The organism is Butyrivibrio hungatei DSM 14810, assembly GCF_900143205.1.
GTDB lineage: Bacteria > Bacillota > Clostridia > Lachnospirales > Lachnospiraceae > Butyrivibrio > Butyrivibrio hungatei.
Genome location: NZ_FRDH01000004.1, coordinates 518,473 through 541,152, shown reverse-complemented (window position 1 = coordinate 541,152; position 22,680 = coordinate 518,473). Strand labels below are relative to the sequence as shown.

General features: G+C 40.5%; 20 protein-coding genes and 1 rRNA gene. All 21 read right to left on the bottom strand.

Annotated elements, in window-relative coordinates; all coding sequences use genetic code 11:
- Positions 1 to 196 (bottom strand): 16S ribosomal RNA (locus tag BUA02_RS06520); the annotation flags it as partial.
- Positions 197 to 536: 340 nt separating this feature from the next.
- Entirely contained in the window at positions 537 to 1,418 is an 882-nt protein-coding gene (locus tag BUA02_RS06515; protein ID WP_072701957.1) for a hypothetical protein, read from the bottom strand.
- Between the two features lie 11 nt (positions 1,419 to 1,429).
- Positions 1,430 to 2,956 carry a sensor histidine kinase gene (locus BUA02_RS06510; RefSeq protein ID WP_330393329.1) on the bottom strand — a complete coding sequence of 509 codons (1,527 nt, stop codon included), beginning with the start codon at positions 2,954 to 2,956 and terminating at the stop codon, positions 1,430 to 1,432.
- The gene (locus BUA02_RS06505; protein ID WP_072701955.1) at positions 2,943 to 3,620 is read right to left on the bottom strand and encodes a response regulator transcription factor; all 678 of its coding nucleotides are present in this window, start codon (positions 3,618 to 3,620) and stop codon (positions 2,943 to 2,945) included. The genes BUA02_RS06510 and BUA02_RS06505 overlap by 14 nt, the downstream gene beginning before the upstream one ends.
- A gap of 17 nt (positions 3,621 to 3,637) precedes the next feature.
- Entirely contained in the window at positions 3,638 to 4,243 is a 606-nt protein-coding gene (locus BUA02_RS06500) for a hypothetical protein (protein ID WP_072701953.1), read from the bottom strand.
- The gene (gene glgX, locus BUA02_RS06495; RefSeq protein WP_072702008.1) at positions 4,230 to 6,365 is read right to left on the bottom strand and encodes a glycogen debranching protein GlgX; all 2,136 of its coding nucleotides are present in this window, start codon (positions 6,363 to 6,365) and stop codon (positions 4,230 to 4,232) included. The genes BUA02_RS06500 and glgX overlap by 14 nt, the downstream gene beginning before the upstream one ends.
- 173 nt (positions 6,366 to 6,538) lie before the next feature.
- Complete coding sequence (locus BUA02_RS06490) at positions 6,539 to 7,951, bottom strand: oxaloacetate decarboxylase subunit alpha (RefSeq protein WP_072701951.1); 1,413 nt, start codon at positions 7,949 to 7,951, stop codon at positions 6,539 to 6,541.
- A gap of 27 nt (positions 7,952 to 7,978) precedes the next feature.
- Complete coding sequence (locus BUA02_RS06485) at positions 7,979 to 9,121, bottom strand: sodium ion-translocating decarboxylase subunit beta (RefSeq protein ID WP_072701949.1); 1,143 nt, start codon at positions 9,119 to 9,121, stop codon at positions 7,979 to 7,981.
- 50 nt (positions 9,122 to 9,171) lie between these two features.
- On the bottom strand, positions 9,172 to 9,531 hold the full coding sequence (locus BUA02_RS06480; protein WP_072701947.1) for a biotin/lipoyl-containing protein: 360 nt from the start codon (positions 9,529 to 9,531) through the stop codon (positions 9,172 to 9,174).
- 13 nt (positions 9,532 to 9,544) lie between these two features.
- Positions 9,545 to 10,411 carry an OadG family transporter subunit gene (locus BUA02_RS06475; protein ID WP_072701945.1) on the bottom strand — a complete coding sequence of 289 codons (867 nt, stop codon included), beginning with the start codon at positions 10,409 to 10,411 and terminating at the stop codon, positions 9,545 to 9,547.
- A 17-nt stretch (positions 10,412 to 10,428) separates the two neighbouring features.
- On the bottom strand, positions 10,429 to 11,859 hold the full coding sequence (locus tag BUA02_RS06470; protein ID WP_071175894.1) for an acyl-CoA carboxylase subunit beta: 1,431 nt from the start codon (positions 11,857 to 11,859) through the stop codon (positions 10,429 to 10,431).
- Positions 11,860 to 12,002: 143 nt separating this feature from the next.
- Positions 12,003 to 12,572, bottom strand: coding sequence for an SMC-Scp complex subunit ScpB (gene scpB / locus BUA02_RS06465; protein ID WP_072701943.1), 570 nt, complete (start codon positions 12,570 to 12,572; stop codon positions 12,003 to 12,005).
- A 3-nt stretch (positions 12,573 to 12,575) separates the two neighbouring features.
- Positions 12,576 to 13,325, bottom strand: coding sequence for a segregation and condensation protein A (locus tag BUA02_RS06460; RefSeq protein ID WP_072701942.1), 750 nt, complete (start codon positions 13,323 to 13,325; stop codon positions 12,576 to 12,578).
- Position 13,326: 1 nt separating this feature from the next.
- Complete coding sequence (locus BUA02_RS06455; RefSeq protein WP_072701940.1) at positions 13,327 to 14,187, bottom strand: metallophosphoesterase; 861 nt, start codon at positions 14,185 to 14,187, stop codon at positions 13,327 to 13,329.
- An 81-nt stretch (positions 14,188 to 14,268) separates the two neighbouring features.
- Positions 14,269 to 15,801 carry a Na+/H+ antiporter NhaC family protein gene (locus BUA02_RS06450; protein WP_072701937.1) on the bottom strand — a complete coding sequence of 511 codons (1,533 nt, stop codon included), beginning with the start codon at positions 15,799 to 15,801 and terminating at the stop codon, positions 14,269 to 14,271.
- A 140-nt stretch (positions 15,802 to 15,941) separates the two neighbouring features.
- Entirely contained in the window at positions 15,942 to 16,118 is a 177-nt protein-coding gene (gene rpsU, locus BUA02_RS06445; RefSeq protein ID WP_013280615.1) for a 30S ribosomal protein S21, read from the bottom strand.
- A 124-nt stretch (positions 16,119 to 16,242) separates the two neighbouring features.
- The gene (gene alaS, locus BUA02_RS06440) at positions 16,243 to 18,897 is read right to left on the bottom strand and encodes an alanine--tRNA ligase (RefSeq protein ID WP_072701935.1); all 2,655 of its coding nucleotides are present in this window, start codon (positions 18,895 to 18,897) and stop codon (positions 16,243 to 16,245) included.
- 28 nt (positions 18,898 to 18,925) lie between these two features.
- Positions 18,926 to 20,335, bottom strand: coding sequence for a glycine--tRNA ligase (locus tag BUA02_RS06435; RefSeq protein ID WP_072701933.1), 1,410 nt, complete (start codon positions 20,333 to 20,335; stop codon positions 18,926 to 18,928).
- Between the two features lie 51 nt (positions 20,336 to 20,386).
- Positions 20,387 to 20,992: a hypothetical protein gene (locus tag BUA02_RS06430; RefSeq protein ID WP_072701931.1), complete on the bottom strand. Its 606-nt coding sequence runs from the start codon at positions 20,990 to 20,992 to the stop codon at positions 20,387 to 20,389.
- Positions 20,993 to 21,054: 62 nt separating this feature from the next.
- Positions 21,055 to 21,702, bottom strand: coding sequence for a DNA repair protein RecO (recO, locus tag BUA02_RS06425; protein WP_072701929.1), 648 nt, complete (start codon positions 21,700 to 21,702; stop codon positions 21,055 to 21,057).
- A 9-nt stretch (positions 21,703 to 21,711) separates the two neighbouring features.
- Positions 21,712 to 22,668 (bottom strand): GTPase Era, encoded by a 957-nt coding sequence (era, locus tag BUA02_RS06420; RefSeq protein ID WP_072701927.1) that lies wholly within the window; start codon positions 22,666 to 22,668, stop codon positions 21,712 to 21,714.
- Positions 22,669 to 22,680 lie beyond the last annotated feature (12 nt).

Below are 22,680 nucleotides of genomic sequence, written 5' to 3'. Positions count from 1 at the left end.
TTATGCGGTATTAACAGTCGTTTCCAGCTGTTATCCCCCAGTATGAGGCAGGTTGCCCACGCGTTACTCACCCGTCCGCCACTAAGATTTAACAAGAATCCGCCGAAGCCTCATCAGCGTTAAATCTCCGTTCGACTTGCATGTGTTAGGCACGCCGCCAGCGTTCATCCTGAGCCAGGATCGAACTCTCACGTTTAAAAGTTTGATCTGACAAAGAACTAAAGCTTGGCTTTTCGTTCTGTCCGTTATTTACTAAATCTTTGTTCTGAATAATTCTCTTGGAATTTTTCAGGGTTGCATTACTGTTTATTTGTCAATGTACAATGAGCTTCAAAACCGCTCTGTTACTGCATTTGCTGTGTTTCTTGTCTGCATCAGCAACGAATATAACTATATCACTGCATATATTTAATGTCAACAACATTTTTCAAATTTTTTTGGTAAATTTTTATAACGTACTTTTTTGAGTTTTATTATATAAAAAAGCCCGCTATAAAAGCGGGCTTTAAATCCTATTAAACGCCAGTGTTCATGCGTTATTTAAGGTTAATCTTCTGTTCTTTTCCATCCTGTGTAACAATAAGGCCTAAATTTTGTATATTTGAGGTATCTTTTTCATTTATCTGTGTCAAAACTACAAGACTTTCATGTGCTTTTGACTCTATACTGCCAATATAAGAAGCAAGGTCATTAGGCAGGAATGTAACTGATGAATACCCTAGATTCTTGCCATTTAACTTGATCTGGAACAGCAGCTTTAGATTGATCATATTTACTTCCTTAGTTGAAGATGAAGCATTATACAGATCAAATCTAAGTACTAAGAGCTTTTTACCCTTGTCAGCGTTAACAACATAGCTCTTGGAACTCTCCGGGTAGGTGCTTGAAATAGAATATCCCTGATATGAAAGGAATATATCCGGCATGATCTCCTGAGAGTCTTCTGAAGATAATGTGATTGCAGATGGATCATAGCCTGCAGATTCTGAACCAGAACCAGATGAAGCTGGTTCTTCATTATCACTTCCAGTGCTCGCATCCTCTGATGAAGTTTCTGCAACCATCTCCTCACCATCATCAATATCATCTGTACTATCAAATGCATCAGGTTCTTCTGTATCTGAAGCTACAGGAGGCGTATATGTCTGCTGCTGATTCTTCTCTTCTTCAGCTTTTTTCTTTTCTTCTCTTTCCTTCTTCCTGGCTTCTCTGTCTCTTTGATCCTGTTCTTCCTTGGCATCAACGTAGGTGATCTTTGCCTGTCCATTATTGGAATACTTCATAAGCAGACCAACAGCATATTCAACAGTCTGATTATACTGTTCCTCTGTAAGGTCAGGAAATTTCTCACCACAGCCAGTGAGCGCTAATACTGTGCTTAATGCAATTATGATTCCAGGTAATCTCTTGCCCCTCATAAATACCTCTTTTATTTTGTCTCTAATTCGAAATAGAATTCTACTCCATTATCGTAGTTTTTAACTCCGTATGCTTGGTGCATGCCTTCCATGATAGCCTTGACAATAGAAAGACCTACGCCACTTCCACCATATTCTCTGGTTCTGGCTTTATCAACTTTATAAAACTTCTCCCAGATATGATCTAAGCTTTCTTCTGGAATAGGCTTACCTGTATTAAATACAGATACTCTCACATGATTGTCTTCCTGAATAAGCTTGATCTCTATGATCTTGTCACCATCTATATGATTAAGAGCATTGCTATAGAAGTTCTGGAGGACTTCTTCAATCTTGAATTCGTCTCCCCATACAAATATCGGCTCATAATCTTCAAATTTTATAGTTACATCCTTTTGTTTTGCCAAAAGTTCCGCTGATTTGATGTAGTTGCGGATCATATCCACAATATCAAAGCGGTCCATGTTAGTACTGTCATTGCCAAATTCAAGCTGGTTCAATGTCAGGAGCTTTTTTACCATGATATTCATCTTGGACGCTTCATCCATGATGACTTCGCAGTAGAAGTTACGGCTCTCCTCGTCGTCATTGATACCTTCCTTGAGGCCTTCTGCATATCCCTGAATGAGAGCTATAGGAGTCTTGAGTTCGTGAGATACATTTGAAAGGAACTCTTTTCTCATCTCATCGATCTCTTCCTTACGCGCGATATCATGCTTCAGGGCTATATTAGCTTTTTTGAGCTCCTTGATGGTACTTTCAAGGGTTTCAGACAGTTCATTCATATTCTGACCAAGTACATCGATCTCGTTAGAATAGGACTCGAGATTCTCATACTTAGCTTCAAAATTAAGTTTTTTCATCTGATCAGAGATAAGATAAAGTCTCTTGATCGGTTCAGTAACCTTTTTGGAAATATACAAGATAAATATAGAACCAACTACAATGGCTATAATACCTACGTAAGCCATGAATGTGTTAGATATGATAACGTTATCCTTGATACTCTCCATTGTCGATCTTACAAGTACCAGGTTACCGCTACCTACAACACCCCACATATCAAGATATTTTCTGCCAGTAGCTCTATCTATATCCATCTGAAGAGTATAGCCGTCACCATAATCGAGGATCTCTCTTGTCTCGAACTCACCAGTAGTATTGGATGATGATGTGAGCATATTCTCCCAAAGGAGCTTGGCCAGAAACTCTACATTACTGGTAGATGACTTAACAGTCTTGGAGTCTGCATCCAAAACAATCATCTCAATATTGTAGCGCTCACAGATATGGCTGATTTCCTGATCAAAATTCTCAGACGCAATATCACCATCAGTTATAGCCTGTGCAATACTCCTATAAGCCTGTATGATAGCCTCTCTCTTGTTCTGCACATAGAACTTTTCCATGAAAAAGAGATTTATCAAAAGGATAAGTCCAAATGTAAGGAACATGATAGATATGAATGTAGCACTTATCTCAAATCTTATGGAATGTGTCTTTTTTATATTTGTAGAATTATCATCAAGCTTCTTCAAATTTGTATCCCATGCCCCAGATTGTCTTGATCATGTCGCCTTTTGAACCAAGCTTACCACGAAGCTTCTTAACGTGAGTATCAATGGTTCTGGCATCACCAAAATAATCATAGTTCCATACGTTATTAAGAATTTTCTCTCTAGAAAGAGCTACACCCTTATTCTCAAAGAAGAATGAAAGGAGCTCAAACTCTTTGTAACTAAGTTCAATTTCCTTGCCATCAACCTGTACGCTGTGAGCAACCTTATTTACAACTATTCCGCCAGCTTCCATAACCTGATTATTTACATTCTGGTTAGTTCTGCGAAGAATAGCTGATACTCTTGCTGCAAGGATCTTTGGACTGAAAGGCTTTGAGATATACTCATCTACACCAAGTTCAAATCCAAGAAGCTCATCTCTCTCCTCACTCTTGGCTGTAAGCATAATGATCGGCACCTTAGAGTTATCCCTTATCTCTCGGCAAACTTCCCAGCCATCTCTCTTGGGCATCATTACATCCAAGATAACAAGTGAAATATCTTTATCATTATAAAATATATCAAGTGCCTGCTGACCATCTTCAGCTTCAAGTACTATATATCCATCTTTTGTCAAAAAATCTTTGACGAGTTTTCGCATTCTGCTCTCATCATCAACTACTAATATCTTAAGGTCTTCCATATAGTAATTCCTCCTATCTACTCATCGCCAATATCCTCATGATACCCCTCTGAGCTTTCGATGCCAAGTTTTTTTTCTGCTTCGCGAACAGCTTTTTCTCTCTCCTTAAGCTCTTCATCCCAGGTAGAATAACGGTTTGTCACGTTTCGCTTGTAATTAATTATGTTGTCATTCTCACTAGTAGCAGCGATGATAAACATCAGAATTACTAATATTACAAGAACTACATCTAATACAATAGGAAATATCCTTTTAAATTCCAGCTTTTCCTTTTCTTTTTCAGGTTTGATCCTCTGCTTTACTGTCAGATTTTCAAATGCTGAATGTCTGGTAAAAGAGACTTCTACAGGAATAGGGATAAGTTCCTCCTCAGAAAAGCCGCTCTCTAACAGTTTCTCTCTAAGATCGATCAGATATCTCCATCCGATTGGTGTCTTAAATATCTTATTTTCAATAGCCTTCTGATAAACAGCAAGCATATCCTTAGGGCGACTGACTTTTACACGGGACTCTAAGAGTTTTATCTTGGAAAGGTCCATATTGGCCTTGTTTGCATCTGTCTCAGATAAAAACTCATACCCACCAACAATATTGCTTTTTTCATTATTATCAATTGACGCCATATTCTGCTCCGTAAGATGCTATGAATACACTGACGCTTCTTGCTTTTAGTGTTCTGTTTCTCCAGGTAAGAGGAGTAGGCCTGTTGTAAAAATACTTGCCTGACTCATCACCTGTATCTACGCATAAAGCCCAATACGCATTTTCTGGAGGGTTTGGAAGCATGATCTGGATATCCTCCCAAAATACGTTTATTGCCAGATATACTATATCATCATGATTCTTTTTCTTGGAAAATCCTGCGTAGCGAACGCATATAACTTTTGAATCCTTAGTTATATTACCATTATCAGGGTTCTCTGTGTGAACTGAAATAAAAGGATAGCCGCACTGAGCAGGCAAAAGATCTGACCTGATGGCAGGATGCTTTCTTCTAAACTGTATCATGTTTCTATAGAAGTCAAAATAGCCTTTGTTCTTGTCTAGAAGATCCCAATTAAGCCAGGAAATCTCGTTATCCTGACAATATGCATTGTTATTGCCAAACTGTGTATTACCAAACTCATCACCAGCATAGACCATAGGTGTACCACGGCTACACATTAAAACAGTAATGGCATTTCTCATCATTCTAAATCTAAGGTCCAATACTGCTGGATCATTGGTTTCGCCTTCACATCCGCAGTTCCAGCTTCTGTTATCATTGGCACCATCTGTGTTGTTCCAGCCATTATCCTCATTATGCTTAACGTTATAGGCATACATATCATAGAGAGTAAAGCCATCGTGGCAGGTAATAAAGTTGACTGATGACTCATATCCAAGGTAAGAGCCGCTGTAAAGATCCATAGAGCCAGTTATTCTCTTAACTGCTTCTGGCGCAGCCCAAACATCGCCCTTTAGATAAGATCTGATATCATCTCTGTATTTACCATTCCACTCAGCCCATCTCTTCCAGGCTGGGAAGTTGCCAACCTGATACATTCCGCCTGCATCCCAGGCTTCAGCAATTAGCTTTGTATTTCCAAGGATAGGATCATACGCAAGTCTTTGGATGAGAGGAGGTCTTTCCATAGGTGATCCATCCTGATCTCGTCCCAAGATACTTGCAAGATCAAATCTAAATCCATCTACTCTATACTCTTCTACCCAGTATCTTAGGCACTCAACAATAAGTTCCTGAACTATAGGATGGTTGCAGTTCATAGTATTGCCACAGCCACTAAAGTTGTAGTACTGGCCATTAGGAGTTAAAAGATAGTAGATATTATTGTCAAATCCCTTAAATGAGATAAATGGTCCGTTTTCATTGCCCTCCGCTGTATGATTGAATACAACATCAAGGATAACCTCAATTCCGTTATCCTTAAGAGCTTTTATCATTCGTTTTAATTCTACGCCCTCAGTATTATGCTCCTTATGAGAGGCATAGCTTGTATTTGGAGCAAAAAAGCTGATGGTGTTATATCCCCAGTAATCTAAAAGAGTCTTGCCATTGACTTCTCTTTTATCTCTTGTTTCATCAAACTCAAAGATTGGCATAAGCTCAACGGCTGTGATGCCAAGTCTCTTTAAATAATCAACTTTTTCCATGATCCCTTCAAAGGTTCCTCTGAACTTAACGCCAGAAGACGGATCCATTGTAAAGCCTCTTACATGAAGCTCATAGATTACAAGATCACTCATAGGAAGTGTAGAGCTTGACGTATCATTCCACTCGAAATTATCTCTTACTACTCTTGCCCTGTAGGTTCCTGCGCCATTTGGACTCTGTCCCCAGATTCTCTGACCAGAAACTGCCTTAGCATATGGATCAAGGAGTTCGTGCTTTTTATCAAACAAAAGACCTTTTTCAGGATCCCATGGACCATCAACCCTGTAGCAATATTCAAGATTCTCAATATCAAGTCCAAATACGATCATAGAATAGACATTACCTATCCTATAACTTTCCGGGAAAGGAATCTCTGCAAAAGGCTTACTTTCCCCTCTGTTATAAAGAACCAAAGTAATAGATGTAGCGCCATTAGAATAAGCCGTAAAATTAACACCATCAGTGAGCATAGTTGCTCCATTCATGTTATAAAGGCCTGGTCTTATCCTAAATCCGTTGCACTCGTCTAAGGCCAGCATCTGTCTGCCAAGATCTTGTTTTCTAAGCTCTTTGACCTGACGCTCGCCCATCTCAACCATCTTTTTATTTGATCTATGTCTTCTATACTCATTCATAGATTAATTTTATCACATAATTGATTAATTTTCTGTGAAAAAGCCGGCTGTATCCTGTAATAATCCTAAAAAATAAAGAAACGTCCTTGTCTATAAAGACAAGAACGTTTCAATAATTTGTTCATGTATTAAACAGGATAAGCTCCGTTCTTTGTATCTGCTGCAGAAACATCAACTTTTTCCTGCTGTGCAAGACGATACTTGAAGAAGTCTGTAGCAACCTGTGGGAACAATGCATAAGAAAGAGTATCCTCATCCTGCTGCTTCCACTGTGAAACTTCCTTTTCGAACTTATCAAGACCTGGCTGTAACTTGTCAGCTGGTCTGCATGTGATAACTTCTCTATCACCGATGATCTTCTTCTGAACTTCTGGGTTGAAAGGCTTGATTGTCTTACCATACTCACCAGCAAGGAGGTCCTTAGTCTGGTCAGTAGCAACCTTGTATCTCTCGCCCATAAGAACGTTCATAACGGCCTGAGTACCAACGATCTGTGATGAAGGTGTAACAAGAGGTGGCTCACCGAAGTCCTTACGAACCTGTGGGATCTCCTCAAGAACTGTATCATACTTGTCGCTAGCATTCTGCTCCTTGAGCTGGCTAACCATGTTAGAAAGCATTCCGCCAGGAACCTGATACATAAGAGTCTTGATATTAACACCAAGAACCTTAGGATCCATAAGTCCGTTAGCAAGGCACTCTTCTCTATATGGTCTGAAATGATCTGCGATCTTAGCAAGAAGCTTCTGATCAAGACCAGTCTCGAAAGGCTGTCCCTTGAAGGCTTCTACCATAACCTCAGTTGCAGGCTGTGATGTACCAAGAGCAAATGGAGAAATTGCGCAGTCGATAATATCAACACCAGCCTCAGCTGCCTTCATGTATGTCATGCTGGCTACACCTGAAGTATAATGTGTGTGAAGATCGATAGGAAGGCTTGTAGCACTCTTAAGAGCCTTAACAAGCTTCTCTGCCTCGTAAGGAAGAAGAAGTCCAGCCATATCCTTGATACAGATTGAATCTGCACCCATTGACTCGATATCTTTAGCGATGTTCATCCAGTACTCTTCTGTATAAGCATCACCAAGTGTATATGCAAGAGCGATCTGAGCGTGTCCGCCCTCTTTCTTACATGCCTTAACTGAAGCCTCAAGGTTTCTAAGGTCGTTAAGACAGTCGAAAATTCTGATGATATCAATACCATTTGCGATTGACTTCTGAACAAAATACTCAACTACATCATCTGGATAGTGCTTGTATCCAAGGATGTTCTGTCCACGAAGGAGCATCTGAAGCTTTGTTTTCTTGAAGCCTGCACGGAGCTTACGAAGTCTCTCCCATGGATCCTCTTTAAGGAATCTCATGCAAGCATCAAATGTAGCACCGCCCCAGCACTCTACTGCGTTATATCCAACCTGATCCATTGTATCAATAATAGGCAACATAACCTCAGTAGGCATTCTTGTTGCGATAAGTGACTGATGAGCATCACGCAGAACAGTCTCATTGATACGAACTGGTTTTCTCTCTAATTCTGCCATATCTATTATTATCCTTTCTATTCTTAATTAAACTCCAAATACTGCCATGAATGTACCAGCAACTACGGCTGTACCAATAACTCCGGCAACATTAGGTCCCATAGCATGCATCAAAAGGAAGTTTGAAGGATCATACTCTGCACCAACCTTCTGAGATACTCTGGCTGCCATAGGAACGGCTGATACACCAGCTGAACCAATGAGCGGATTGATCTTGCCCTTAGTAACGAAGCAAAGGAGCTTACCAAGAAGACATCCAGAAGCTGTACCAAAAGCGAAAGCAATAAGACCAAGTACAACGATGATAAGAGTTGTCTTGTTGAGGAATGCCTCAGCACTTGTTGTAGCACCAACTGATGTACCAAGAAGGATAACTACGATATACATAAGTGCGTTAGAAGCTGTTTCCTGTAGCTGTCTAACAACGCCTGACTCTCTAAAGAGGTTACCAAGCATAAGCATACCGATAAGAGGAGCAGTTGTAGGAAGGATCATACTTACTACGATAGTAACGATAACTGGGAAAAGAATCTTCTCAACCTTAGAAACTTCTCTAAGCTGCTGCATTCTAATCTTTCTCTCTTTATCAGTTGTAAGAAGCTTCATAATAGGAGGCTGAATCATAGGAACCAGAGCCATGTATGAGTACGCAGCTACTGCGATAGGTCCCAAGATAGAAGTCTGATGAAGCTTACTAGCAAGGAAAATAGATGTAGGGCCATCTGCACCACCGATGATTGATACTGCTGCAGCCTGCTGATCATTAAAGCCAAAGAAAATGGCCATGAAATAAGCAGAGAAAATACCGAACTGAGCACCAGCACCCATCAGGAAGCTTATTGGGTTAGCAATAAGTGGTCCAAAGTCTGTCATAGCGCCAACTCCCAAGAAAATAAGTGAAGGGAGGATAGCATATTCATCCAGAATGTAGAAATAATGTAAAAGTCCACCTGCTGCTCCATTAACTGGTTCAGCCATAATATCTGGATAGATGTTTACAAGAAGCATACCAAAAGAAATTGGTACCAAAAGCAAAGGCTCAAATCCCTTGGCAATAGCAAGATACAAGAACACCAAAGCTACAACTACCATGATGTAGTTACCAGGTGTCATTGATGTAAATGCTGTTTGATCCCAGAGATTAGATAATGTCTGAATTATGTAATCCATTTTTTATCCTCATTTCTGTTTTTATAAAACAATATTATCTCTGACTACTATCAGTTAAGAGTAGCAAGAACTGTTCCAGCCTCAACTGAATCACCAGCAGCTACATCAACGCTTGCTACTGTTCCGTCAGCAGGAGCAACCATAGGGATCTCCATCTTCATTGACTCGATAGTTACTACTGTGTCGCCCTTCTTAACAGCCTGTCCAACGTTTGCGTTGATCTTAAGTACCTTACCAGCGGCACCAGCCTCAACCTTGATTGAACCTGCACCAGCGCTAGCCTTCTTAACAGGTGCTGTTGGAGCCTTAGCTACAGGTGCTGCAGCTGCTACAGGAGCGCCTGAACCTGCACCTTCTTCTACTGTTACATCATATACGTTTCCATTAACGGTTATTGTATAGTTCTTCATTGTTATACTCCTTTTATCTCTTCCAATTTTTGCTTACTTTTCTAATTGATCTAACCTGGAATCCATCAGTGCTAGCGCTGCCTTCATATGCTGCAATAGCTGCTGCAATAACTGCTACAAGCTCTGCATCACCAGAGAGGTCTTCCTGCTCTGCAATCTGATTGATTGTGTTGTCCATAGCCTTCTTAGTGATCTCTTTATCACTTTCTTTCTTTTTCTTCTTTCCACCAAAGAAGATTGGGAAAAGAGAAATAATAAGAGAAATGACAATAAGGATTGCGAATGCCATACCCATACCAAGAAGAGTATTAAGTCCGGCGTTCTCAAGTTTCTCACCAGTAGTCTTGTTGACCGTAACACCAATATCAGTTGGCTCAAACTCGTTATTCAGATAAATCTTCATGAGAGCTGAGTGCTTGGTACCCTGAATAGTAGCATCCACTACAAGCTTTCCATCTTTATCAAATGAATAACTTACTTCACTAATGCTTAAGTTATCTGCTAAGCTCTTAGAATCGCCGTAGCCAAGCTCATCAAGTGCCTTATACCAGCTTGTATATCCGCTCTTATAAACTAGATATTTAGACTCGTCAACACCTCTAAGATAATATGCCTGCTGAGCTTCATCTTTATCAATCTCCATAGCGAGTGAAACATAAAGCTCATCCTCAAAATTATCAGGTGTAATGCCTTCTGAATACCAGTTTTCAAAGTAGCCATCTTCTACTGCATTAGCATAATTCTCAATAGCAGTCTGATTGAAGAATCCTACTGGATATTTGCTGTTACTTGACGCATCTGACTGTGCCTCTGCTCCACAAGCACTAAGACTTAAAAGACAGCTAAGCATTACTCCCAAAACTAAAAATTTACGTTTCATTTTGAGTGCTCCCTTCTTTAAACTGTGCCGTGTTTTTTAGCAGGACGTTCATCCCTCTTTGTAAAAAGCATCTCGAAAGCGCCAATTACATATTTTCTAGTATCTGCAGGCTCGATGATCTCATCAACATATCCTCTAGCTGCAGCGCTCTTAACATTGTTCTGAAGCTGAGCATACTCTACTGCAGTCTTAGAAACTGTCTCTGCATCCTTGCCATCGCAGATGATCTTAGCTGCAAGGTTAGCATCCATTGTACCGATCTGAGCATCTGGCCAGCTGATAGTAACATCAGCACCAATTGCCTTAGAGTTCATAACGACGTATGCACTACCAAATGCCTTCTCAGTGATAAGGTTAACCTTAGGTACTGTAGCATTTGCAAGAGCAAATACAAGTCTTCCGGCTGCCTTAGCAACATGCTTCTCATCACACTTTGATGAACCAAAGCCTGTTGAATTTGTAAGTGTAAGAACTGGAAGATCAAAAGCATCGCAGAAGTTTACAAAATCTGCAGCCTTCTCACAAGCGTGAGCTGTAAGTCTGCCATCAAACTTCTCTGCCTCTTTTCCATTCTCATCAAAGATAGCTGTACGGTTTCCAACAAGGCCAACAGTTGCGCCGTTGAGCTTGATGAATCCTGTAACCATCTCTTTTGCGTAATCTCTCTTTGTCTCAAAGAAAAGACCATTATCAGAAATCTGAGCTGCAACGAGTGCTGGATCAGCTGCAGCGCCGTCAAGATTCTCACATGCTCTGTTAAGATCATCTGAGCATTCCTGATATGAATCTGAATCCTCATTATTAGAAGGAAGTATAGATACAAGTTCTCTGATCTGTGCATAGATTGAAGCCTCATCTGCTACAACATCTACGCTTCCAGTCTCAGAGCTCTGCCACTTCGCTGCTGAAGTGTCACATTTCTCCTTGTAATTACCCTCAAGAACGTTAGGTGAATTAACAAAAAGCTTAGCCTTCTGCTCTTCCATGAAAGTGAAGTCTGTGATTGAAGGAATAAGTGCAAGTCCACCACCACATGTACCAAAAATAGCTGTGATCTGTGGAACTACTCCAGAAGCCTCCACCTGCTTAAGATAAATCTCGCCAAATGCATTAAGTGCATCTGTAGCCTCCTGAAGACGAAGTCCAGCTGAATCGATAAGACCGATTACAGGTGAGCCAGTCTTGATTGCCAGTTCATACAGGCGGACAATCTTCTTAGCATGCATCTCGCCAATAGATCCGCCAAGTACTGACGCATCCTGACTATAAACATATACAAGATTGCCATTGATAACACCATATCCAGTAACAACGCCGTCTGATGGTGTTTCTTCCTGTTTCAGATTGAAATCTGTGTTTCTGGCTGTCACAAGGCCGCCGATTTCAACGAAACTGTTTTCGTCGAGCAAAGCATTAATTCTTTGACTCGCTTGTGAAGAACTACTCATTTCTTTACCTCCGATATATATAGTGTAAGTTTTGATGATACTACATAAAACCGCAACTTAAGTCAGAATATAGTATAGCATAAAAGAAGCTAAAAAAAAGGAAAAATACATAAAAAATATAGTATTTTCCCTAAATTTTAAGATTATATATCAAGTTTTACATTTATTTCCTGCTCTGCCTGCGCTTTAAACTCTTCAACCTGCACAGTTCCTATAGCTGGAAGATCTTCAAGTGATCTGACTCCAAAGCTTCGAAGGAACTCTTCTGTTGTTCCAAATAAAAGAGGTCTTCCCGGAGCATCAAGCCTTCCAAGTTCCTGGACCAGACCAAATTCCACAAGTCTGTTAACAGCGTGATCACTGTTTACTCCACGGATCTTTTCAACTTCAAGCCTTGTAATAGGCTGTTTGTAAGCAATTATAGAAAGAGTTTCCATTAGTGAATCGGTAAGTACTGCCTTTTTAGGAGCCTTGGCTATCTTCACAAGATACTCATACATTTCCTTTTTAGTACAGAGCTGAACTGCACTTTCAAGCTCTATAAGTCCGATACCGCTATCTTCTTTTGAATATTTTTCTTTAAGATATTCTATATACTTTTTAACTTCCTTTGACTCTGTCTCCATAGCCTTTGCAAGGGCACTTATCTCAACAGAATCTCCCATAGTAAAAAGAATTGCCTCTACTATGCCTGCGCCTTCTTCTCTTGTCATTATTTAACTTGCCTTTCTGGACGTAATAATAATGTCACCAAATGTAGTTTCCTGTTTGATCTCAATGTCGCCAAGTTTCATCTCTTCAAGGATAACCAAAAAGGTAACTATGATTTCAGTTTTACTGTGCTGCTTTTCAAGGAGCTGTCTGAAGCTAAACTTGGAATGCTCGCGGATATAAGCCTTAATATACAAGGTCTTGGCATCCATATCGATCTCTTCCTTCTCGATATTACCGAATTTGCTTCGGATAGGGTCGACCTTATCTTCCTGTCTTTTAAGAAGTTCCTGGAATATCTCATTAAGCTTGGTAAGCGTTGCATCTCCGAGCATTTCGGAAAAATCTATCGGTACTTCATAGTCCTTAACTTCCTTGGGAATGTTCTTTTCCCTGAACCACTGCATGTCCGCATCCATCTGCCTGTCCTTAAGTTCATAGGCCATGTACTTGTACATCTTATATTCAAGGAGCTTCTCAACAAGTTCTGCTCTAGGGTCCTCTTCCTCGCCGTCCTCATTGACTTCCTTAGGAAGGAGCATCTTGCACTTAATATCAATAAGAGTTGCTGCCATTACAAGGAATTCACTGGTAACTTCCATATCTTCCTTTTGCATGGCATTGATATACTCCATGTACTGCTCAGTAATGGTAACAATAGGAATATCATAAATATCTATCTGGTTTTTATCGATCAGATGCATCAAAAGGTCAAGTGGCCCCTCAAACACCTGAAGTTTTATCTCTAATGACATATCATGCCTTTCTGATCCTGATAACGCAGACTTCGCCAGGATTATAGAATCTCACGTGGATCGTGTGAGTTCCAAGGCCTCTGCTGAGGATCATGGTATTTCCTTCTTTTTCAAACTTTCCACCATCAAACCTTGGAAAAAGAGCTATGGCAGGCGAAATAACACCACCTATCAAAGGAAGTCTCACAATGCCGCCATGAACGTGACCTGAAACAGTAAGGTTGGCGCCCCACTCCGTATATTCATTAAAATACTGCGGATTATGAGCAATCAAAACATTAAATTTTTCTTTACTGCTATCACCAACCAGTCTGTTGATGTAGCCTTTATCCATTGATTTTTTTGTGATCTTTTTGAAATATTCAAGCCCAAGATCAAGGCCTGTTATCCTAATGTTGTCGTCTATTACAACAGAATCATTTTCAAGAAATACAATTCCTTTTTGAGTCAGCTTATTCCTATATCTGTCGTAGAAATTGCCGTACTCTTTGGTGAAAACCTTCATCTTGTGCTCGTGATTGCCGTTACCATAGTAGATCTTGTACTTGGAGGATAAGGAAGATAATAGTTCAAAGCCGGGTCTGTACTGAATCTCTCCCTTAATCTTTTCTGCAGTAAACATATCTCCAGAAACGAGGATAGCATCAGGCGAAACTTCATCTACAGCCTCATAAAGCTTCACATTATCCTTACCAAATTCATATCCATGAAGGTCTGATAAAAGAACAAAAGTATAGTCCCTTTCCACTTTATCAGATGGTACCTCATAGTTTCTCACAACAAAAGTATGCGTGTCATGATAGATCACAGCAACTACAAAGGCAAATATTAAGATCAGAATAATACAAATATATATCCACATAATCTCAACTCATTTTTGACGTAACAAATCTAATTTTAACATATCCCCTTGTCAAAATGAACTTCACTTTTCTAAAGCCTTTTAAGCGCTCTTTTTCTGAGAAAAGAGCTTGATTCCATAAATAGTGGCAACTGTCAAAACTATTCCAAGTGGAAGGCAGATAAGCCAGTTTCTAACAAAGCCGGTAATGATATAAACAACAAATGATAAAGCAGCTGCTGTCATCGCATATGGAAGCTGAGTTGATACATGGTCGATATGTTCACACTGCGCTCCTGCACTAGCCATGATAGTTGTATCAGAAATTGGTGAGCAGTGATCACCGCAAACAGCACCAGCCATACATGCAGAGATTGAAATGATCATAAGTTCATTATCAATGTTGCCACCAAATACGTTTACTACGATAGGAATAAGGATACCAAAGGTTCCCCATGAGGTTCCTGTTGCAAAAGCAAGGAATGTTCCAACCACAAATACAAGTGCTGGCAAGAAGCTCATAAGTCCGTCATGATGAGCGATGTTATCAACGATACCAGCTACGTAGGTTGCAGCGCCAAGTGAATCTGTCATAGACTTAAGTGTCCAGGCAAATGTAAGTACAAGTACTGCAGGAACCATGCTCTTAAAGCCTTCTGGTATTGCGTTCATACAGTCGCTAAAGCTAAGGACTCTTGTCAAAAGGAAAAATATAATAGTAATGATAAGTGCTACTACAGAGCCATAAGCAAGTCCTACAGAAGCATCTGAGTTAGAGAATGCATCAACAAAGCTCTCACCCTCAAAGAATCCGCCAGTATAGATCATGCCGATAACACAGCAGATAATAAGGCATACGATTGGAAGAACAAGATGAATAACTCTACCTCTGAGAGATGTTGGAGGAGTTGGCTGATCCTCTGCACCTGTGATACTTGGGTGAAGTTCATGTTTTGCCTTCTTTGAGCTTGACTTGATACTCTGCTCAGCATTTCTCATTGGCCCAAAGTCATATTTTGTCAATGTAAGTGTGATCATCATTGCAAAAGTTAAAAAGGCATAGAAATTATATGGAATAGCTTTTACAAAAAGGGAAAGACCATTTGCACCATCAACGAAGCCTGTTACTGCAGCTGCCCATGAAGAAATAGGAGCAATAATGCAGACAGGAGCTGCTGTTGCATCAATAAGATAAGCAAGCTTTTCTCTTGATATCTTGTGCTTATCTGTAACAGGTCTCATAACTGAGCCAACTGTAAGACAGTTAAAATAGTCATCTATAAAAATGAGGACACCTAAAAGGATTGTGGCAAACTGTGCACCAGTCTTGGTCTTAACATGATCAACTGCCCATCTTCCAAAAGCAGCAGATCCGCCAGCACGATTCATAAGCATTACCATACTTCCCAAAACTACAAGAAAGATAAGTATTCCCACATTCCATGAATCTGAAAGCTGAGCGATCATACCATCAACAAATACGTGCTCCATAGTTCCAGAAAAGCTAAATCCACTATATATAAGTCCACCAACAACAATACCTATAAATAATGAAGAATATACTTCCTTAGTGATAAGCGCCAATGCAATTGCAATGATTGGCGGTAATAATGACCAAATTGTTCCCACAAACATTCCTTTTATCCTCCCGGAAATTTATCTAGTTAATATATTAAATCGTTGCACTGTTATATTATCAATCGAAAATGCATAAGTCTAGACTTGAGCAGAAAAAAAGTTCTTGGATCACTCCAAGAACTTTTTAAAAAATTGATTTAGTTATATTTGCGCTTTCTTGCTGCTTCAGACTTCTTCTTGCGTCTTACGCTAGGCTTCTCGTAGTGCTCTCTCTTACGGATTTCCTGCTGGATACCAGCCTTTGCGCAACTTCTCTTAAAACGACGCAGTGCGCTATCCAAAGTCTCGTTTTCTTTTACTACTACTGTTGACATCTCTACTCTTACCCTCCCTTCAGTCCCTTCAAGTACATGACTGATTGGGTTATTTATTATGTTTTGAGCCTATATGCTCACATAACATTTACAATTGTAACATAAAATTTTAGTGTGTCAAGCATTATTTTATCTGATCTGCAAGAACTTTTGTAGCTTCAGCTAATGCATCCTGAATACCAGCTGGGTTCTTACCGCCTGCCTGTGCCATGTTAGGACGACCACCGCCGCCTCCACCTACCTTAGGTGCGATAGCTTTGACAAGGTTACCAGCGTGGGCACCCTTTGCAAGTGCTCCATCTGTTGCCATAACGATAAGGTTAACCTTACCATCTGCTTCAGAAATAAGAACTACAACACCTTCACCGATCTTAGCTTTCATCTGATCACCAAGATCACGAAGGCCATTCATATCTACGCCCTTAACAGATGTAGCAAGTACCTTAACACCGTTAACTTCCTGAACCTGATCCATTACATCGCCAAGAGCTGCCTGAGCCTCTTTGCTCTTAAGGGATTCGTTCTCGCTCTTAAGTGCCTTGAGTTCATCCTGAAGCTTCTTGATGTGATCAGCTATGTCTGCTGGTGTTGTCTTAAGTGCCTTAGCAGCATCATTAAGCTTTCCTTCAACGTTCTTGAAGTACTCTCTTGCATTGCTGCCTGTAAGAGCTTCGATACGACGAACACCTGCAGCAACACCGCTCTCAGATACGATCTTGAAAAGTCCGATGTGGCTTGTATTTGCAACATGAGTACCACCGCAAAGCTCGATTGAGTAGTCACCCATATTTACAACTCTTACAGTATCGCCATACTTCTCACCAAAGAGAGCCATAGCGCCTGTCTTCTTAGCATCTTCGATAGACATTTCCTTTGTAACAACTGGAAGTGCCTCTAAGATCTTGGCGTTAACAATATCTTCAACCTTCTGAAGTTCCTCAGCTGTCATAGCCTGATGATGTGAGAAGTCGAATCTTGTCTTGTCAGGATCCTGGTATGAACCAGCCTGCTCAACGTGATCTCCAAGAACTTCCTGAAGTGCCTTCTGAAGAAGGTGAGTTGCTGAGTGGTTACGACAAGTCTTGGCTCTGTTCTCAGCATCAACCTTAAGTGATACTGCATCAGAAGCCTTGAAGCTTCCCTTTACAACCTTACCAACATGAGCTGTTCTACCACCTGCTACATGAATAGTCTCAAGAACTTCAAACTCAGATCCGTTCTGTCCAAGAATCTTACCAATATCTCCAACCTGGCCACCCATTGTGCCATAGAAAGTAGTCTTATCTGTAATGATAGTACCCTGCTGACCTTCTGAAAGCTCATCTGTAAGAGCATCAGCACCTGCCATAGCAACTACCTTACCATCACATTCAAGTGCATCGTAGCCAAGGAACTCAGACTGAACTGACTCATCAAGGCCATCGAATACGCCTGCTCCAGTTGTGAGATTAGCAGAGAAGTTCTGATTGTCTCTAGCTTTCTGCTTCTGCTCTTCCATAGCTACCTTGAAGCCTTCCTCATCAACAGTAAGTCCCTCTTCTTCAGCAAGCTCTACAGTAAGCTCAACTGGGAATCCATATGTATCATAAAGGAAGAATGCATCCTTACCTTCGATCACTTTCTTGCCAGCTGCTGAAGTCTTATCAAGGATCTTCTTGAACTCCTTCATACCATTCTCAAGAGTTGACTCGAAACGGTTGATCTCTCTTTCAAGCTCTGTAAGAACAAACTTGCGGTTCTTTGCAAGATTCTCATAACTCTCAGCATACTCATCAATATAGATTGTTGCTACGCCAAGGATCTGCTCCTTGTTAAGGCCAAGAGTTCTGGCATGTCTAACAGCGCGGCGGATAAGTCTTCTAAGAATATAGCCTGCTCCTGTGTTAGAAGGAAGAAGCTTGGCCTCATCACCGATCAGCATAACTGAAGTACGTGTGTGGTCAGCAAGAATTCTCATTGATCTTGTAGTCTTCTCATCTGAGTCATACTTGATGCCGCTTTCTTTCTCAATGTATGCGATAACAGGTGCATGAAGATCGATCTTATAAACATCATCTACACCGTTAAGGAATGCAAGGATACGCTCAAGTCCCCAACCTGTATCTACGTTCTTCTGAGAAAGTGGTGTAAGAGAACCATCGTGATGCTTCTCATACTGCATGAATACGTCGTTACCAATTTCAGTGTACTTACCACAGTGACATCCAGGTCCGCAGTTTGGTCCGCAATCTGGAATATCTTTTACATAGAACATCTCACTGTCAGGACCACATGGACCATATTCAAGTCCCCACCAGTTATCCTCTGCTGGAAGGTAGAAGATATTCTCTGGCTTGAAGCCTGACTCGATACGATATTTAGCACCCTCTTCATCTCTTGGTGCATTCTCATCACCAGCAAATACAGTTGCTGCAAGGTGATCTGCATCAAATCCAAAAAGCTGTGTAAGAAGTTCGAAACTCCACTGGCAACGCTCTTTTTTGAAGTAATCGCCAAGTGACCAGCTTCCCATCATCTCAAAGAATGTTCCGTGGCTCTTATCACCTACAGAATCAATATCATTTGTACGAACGCATCCCTGAACGTTGCAAAGACGTGTTCCCTTTGGATGCTTCTTACCAAGAAGGTAAGGCATAAGTGGCTGCATACCTGCAACGTTGAACATAACACCTGTTGATCCATCAGATACAAGTGAAACAGCGCCGCAGTCAACGTGTCCGCGATCTATATAGAACTGCTTCCAAGCCTTACGCAGCTCGCTAGCTGTAAATTGTTTCATAATAAATCCTCCAAATAATCTATATCACTTAGAAAGTAAACTTGTCAGCGAAGTAAGCATCGAGTTCATCGATAGCGATTCTCTCCTGCTCCATGCTGTCTCTAAATCTAACTGTTACCTTGCCGTCTGTTTCTGAATCAAAGTCATATGTGATGCAGAAAGGAGTTCCGATCTCATCCTGACGACGATATCTCTTACCAATATTACCACGATCATCAAATTCACAGTTGTATTTCTTTGAAAGCTGAGCGTAGATCTTCTCTGCGCCTTCGTTGAGTTTCTTTGAAAGTGGAAGGATGCCGATCTTAACAGGTGCAAGTGCTGGATGGAAATGAAGTACTGTACGCATATCAGGATTCTCTTCTGTTCCAATGTTCTCCTCGTCATAAGCCTCGCAAAGGAATGCAAGAGTTACACGGTCAGCACCAAGTGATGGCTCAACAACGTAAGGAATGTACTTTTCCTTAGTCTCATCATCAAAGTAATCCATAGCCTGTCCAGATGTCTCCTGGTGTCTTGTAAGATCGTAATCTGTTCTTGAAGCAATGCCCCAAAGTTCTCCCCAATCTGTGAATGGGAATGCATATTCAATATCTGTTGTATGATCACTGTAGAATGAAAGCTCTTCTGGATCATGGTCACGAAGTCTTAAGTTCTCTTTCTTGATACCAAGTGAAAGAAGCCACTCATAGCATGTCTTTCTCCAGTACTCGAACCACTCAGTCTGTGTTCCAGGCTTGCAGAAGAACTCAAGTTCCATCTGCTCGAACTCTCTTGTACGGAATGTGAAGTTACCAGGTGTAATCTCGTTACGGAAACTCTTACCAATCTGGCAGATACCAAATGGAACCTTCTTACGAGATGTACGCTGAACGTTCTTGAAGTTTACGAAGATACCCTGAGCTGTCTCTGGGCGAAGGTAAACTGTATCCTTAGCATCCTCTGTTACGCCCTGGAATGTCTTGAACATCAGGTTGAACTCTCTGATGCTTGTGAAATCGTGCTTGCCGCATGATGGGCATGGAACGTTGTGCTCTTTGATGAAGTTCTCCATCTCCTCGTGAGACCATCCATCAACTGATGTCTCAAGAGTGATTCCGTTCTCAGCTGCAAAATCTTCAATGATCTTGTCAGCTCTGAATCTCTCATGGCACTCCTTACAATCCATAAGAGGATCTGAGAAGCCTCCTAAATGTCCTGACGCGATCCATGTCTGAGGGTTCATAAGAATAGCACAGTCAACACCAACGTTGTATGGATTCTCCTGTACAAACTTCTGCCACCAAGCCTTTTTAACATTATTCTTGAATTCAACACCCAAATTACCGTAGTCCCAAGTATTGGCAAGTCCACCATAGATTTCTGAACCAGGATATACAAATCCTCTCGCCTTAGCCAGAGCTACAATTTTTTCCATAGATTTTGCGTTCGCTTCCATAATCCTCCGTCCCACCTGCTGTCTATCCACAGATGAATTTCAAATATTTTTTTATTTTGAAAGAAGCAGCTGAATCACTTCAGAAGTAGCATCTGATGTGATCGCTTCCTTTTTTCCATTGAGTTTGACACCATTTGTATAATAATCAATCTTGTATGGTGTGATAAATACTGATCTGTCTTCAGTAATAATGATAGATCTTGAGAGATAATCTGAAAGTCCCTCTGATGATAAAACCTGTCCCTCAGGATTCATAAGCTCTGTAGAAATCTCATATCCTCTATCTATAGCATCCTGAACAGTTCCAAAATAAAGAGCTGTATCATTAAAACTTGCGTAGTCATTGGTACTGTTGAATTTAAGTACCATCTTTACAGTTTTTTCATCTTTTAACATTTCTACTGATTCTACAGCGATCCTCTCGCTAAGGCATTCAGAATTGTAAGCTGAAACCTCAGATGATGCTAATTCAGAAAGTTCATCGAGATTATAAAGACTCTGATCAAACTCTTCTATAATAGTGTTAGTAACAGCGCCATTTTTGTCTATTTCAACTGATGTGGCTAAAGACTTTTCCTTGCCACAACCGGCAAGCATGAAAGCCATCACTATCAAAGCGCCTAAAAAATAATACTTTTTTAAATAAATACTTTGCATAACATCCACCCTTTAAACAAACAAAGTAATTATATCCAAATCGTTTTTCTTTTTCAATACTATTAAAAAGCCTCTAGCATTTCGAGACTTTTTAATGGTCTATCGATAAATCTGTTCCTGTAAATATCAGCTACTTTGCAAAGCTGATCAAGTACCTCTTTAGTAACATTAAAGGAATATAGCTTTTCAAGGGGTGTTCTCACAATAAAATCAATGGCATACCTGGTTGAATCCATAAGTTCCATATTCTCAGGCACTCCAGGATATTCCCCTTCTATCTGAAGAGCTTTGATCTCATAGATACACTTAACAAGCTTGTTTGGTATGTTCTCATTTAAAAGAGCTTTAAGCGAGATATATAAAAGATTAAGAAGTTCCTTATCTTCTACATTTTCTCTTGTATAATATGAAGCAAGCTCAAGGAAAAAGGTGCCATAGCAGGCACCTTCCAGATCTTGTCTAAATCCTTCAAAATAATTTTCTATGTCCGCTTCTACTATCGTGTATGAGTTCTTACCAGCAAACAGCTTGAAGGTTCCAAAGCAAAAAGGTTCTACTGAGCCTGAAAGCTTGGCTGCAGGTTTCCTTGCGCCTCTTGCAAATGCTGTGATCTTCCCTCTGTCTGCTGTAAATATAGTAGCCACCCAGTCATAGTCCCCTGTACAGGAATGCTTGATAACCATGCCTCGAACAGTAACAAAATCTTCCATAAATGACCCTTATTTCTTAAAACTGTTTACATCATATCCAAAACTCTTAAGCTGAGCCTTGTCATCTCTCCAGTCTTTTCTGACCTTTACCCACAGCTGAAGATTAACCTGGCATCCAAGAAGCTCCTCTATATCAGTTCTTGCTGCAGAACCAATCTTTTTGAGCATCGCACCGCCCTTTCCGATAACAATGCCCTTATGGGAATCCTTCTCACAGATTATAGTTGCGTTGATATCCATGATGCCGTCTGGATCATACGAGCCATCCTTTGGTGGATGATAGTGACGCTTTTTCTTTTCACGCATTCTCATGGTCTCTATAGTAACAGCAATTCCATGAGGCACCTCATCCTGAAGGAGTCTAAGAGCCTTCTCTCTGATGATCTCAGCTGTGATCTGTCTTTCAGGCTGATCAGTAATTGTATCTTCATCATAGAATGGTGGTCCAAAAGGAAGGAATTCCTTAATGGCATCCATGACGCTTTCAATGTTTTTGCCCTTAAGGGCTGCCACATGAACGATCTTGTCAAAATCCATTTCCTTTTTGTAGGCATCTTCAAACTTTGAAAGATCATCCTCTGACACAGTATCAATCTTGTTGATAACAAGAATTACCGGCTTCTTACACTTTTTTAAGTCTTCTATTATAGACTTCTCGATTTCGCCAATATATGTACTAGGTTCCACCAGCAAAAGAACTACATCCACCTCGTCAATGGTGCTCTTTGCCGCTTTGCTCATGTAATCCCCAAGCTTATTCTTGGTATCGTTGATACCAGGAGTATCAAGGAATATCATCTGGCACTCATCATCAGTATAAACTGTCATGATCCTGTTTCTAGTGGTCTGAGGTTTGTTAGAAGTAATTGCGATCTTCTGACCTATCAGATGATTCATAAGCGTAGACTTACCTACGTTTGGGCGACCTAAAAAAGTTACAAAACCAGTTTTAAAATTATTTTCCATTCTTACCTTTTC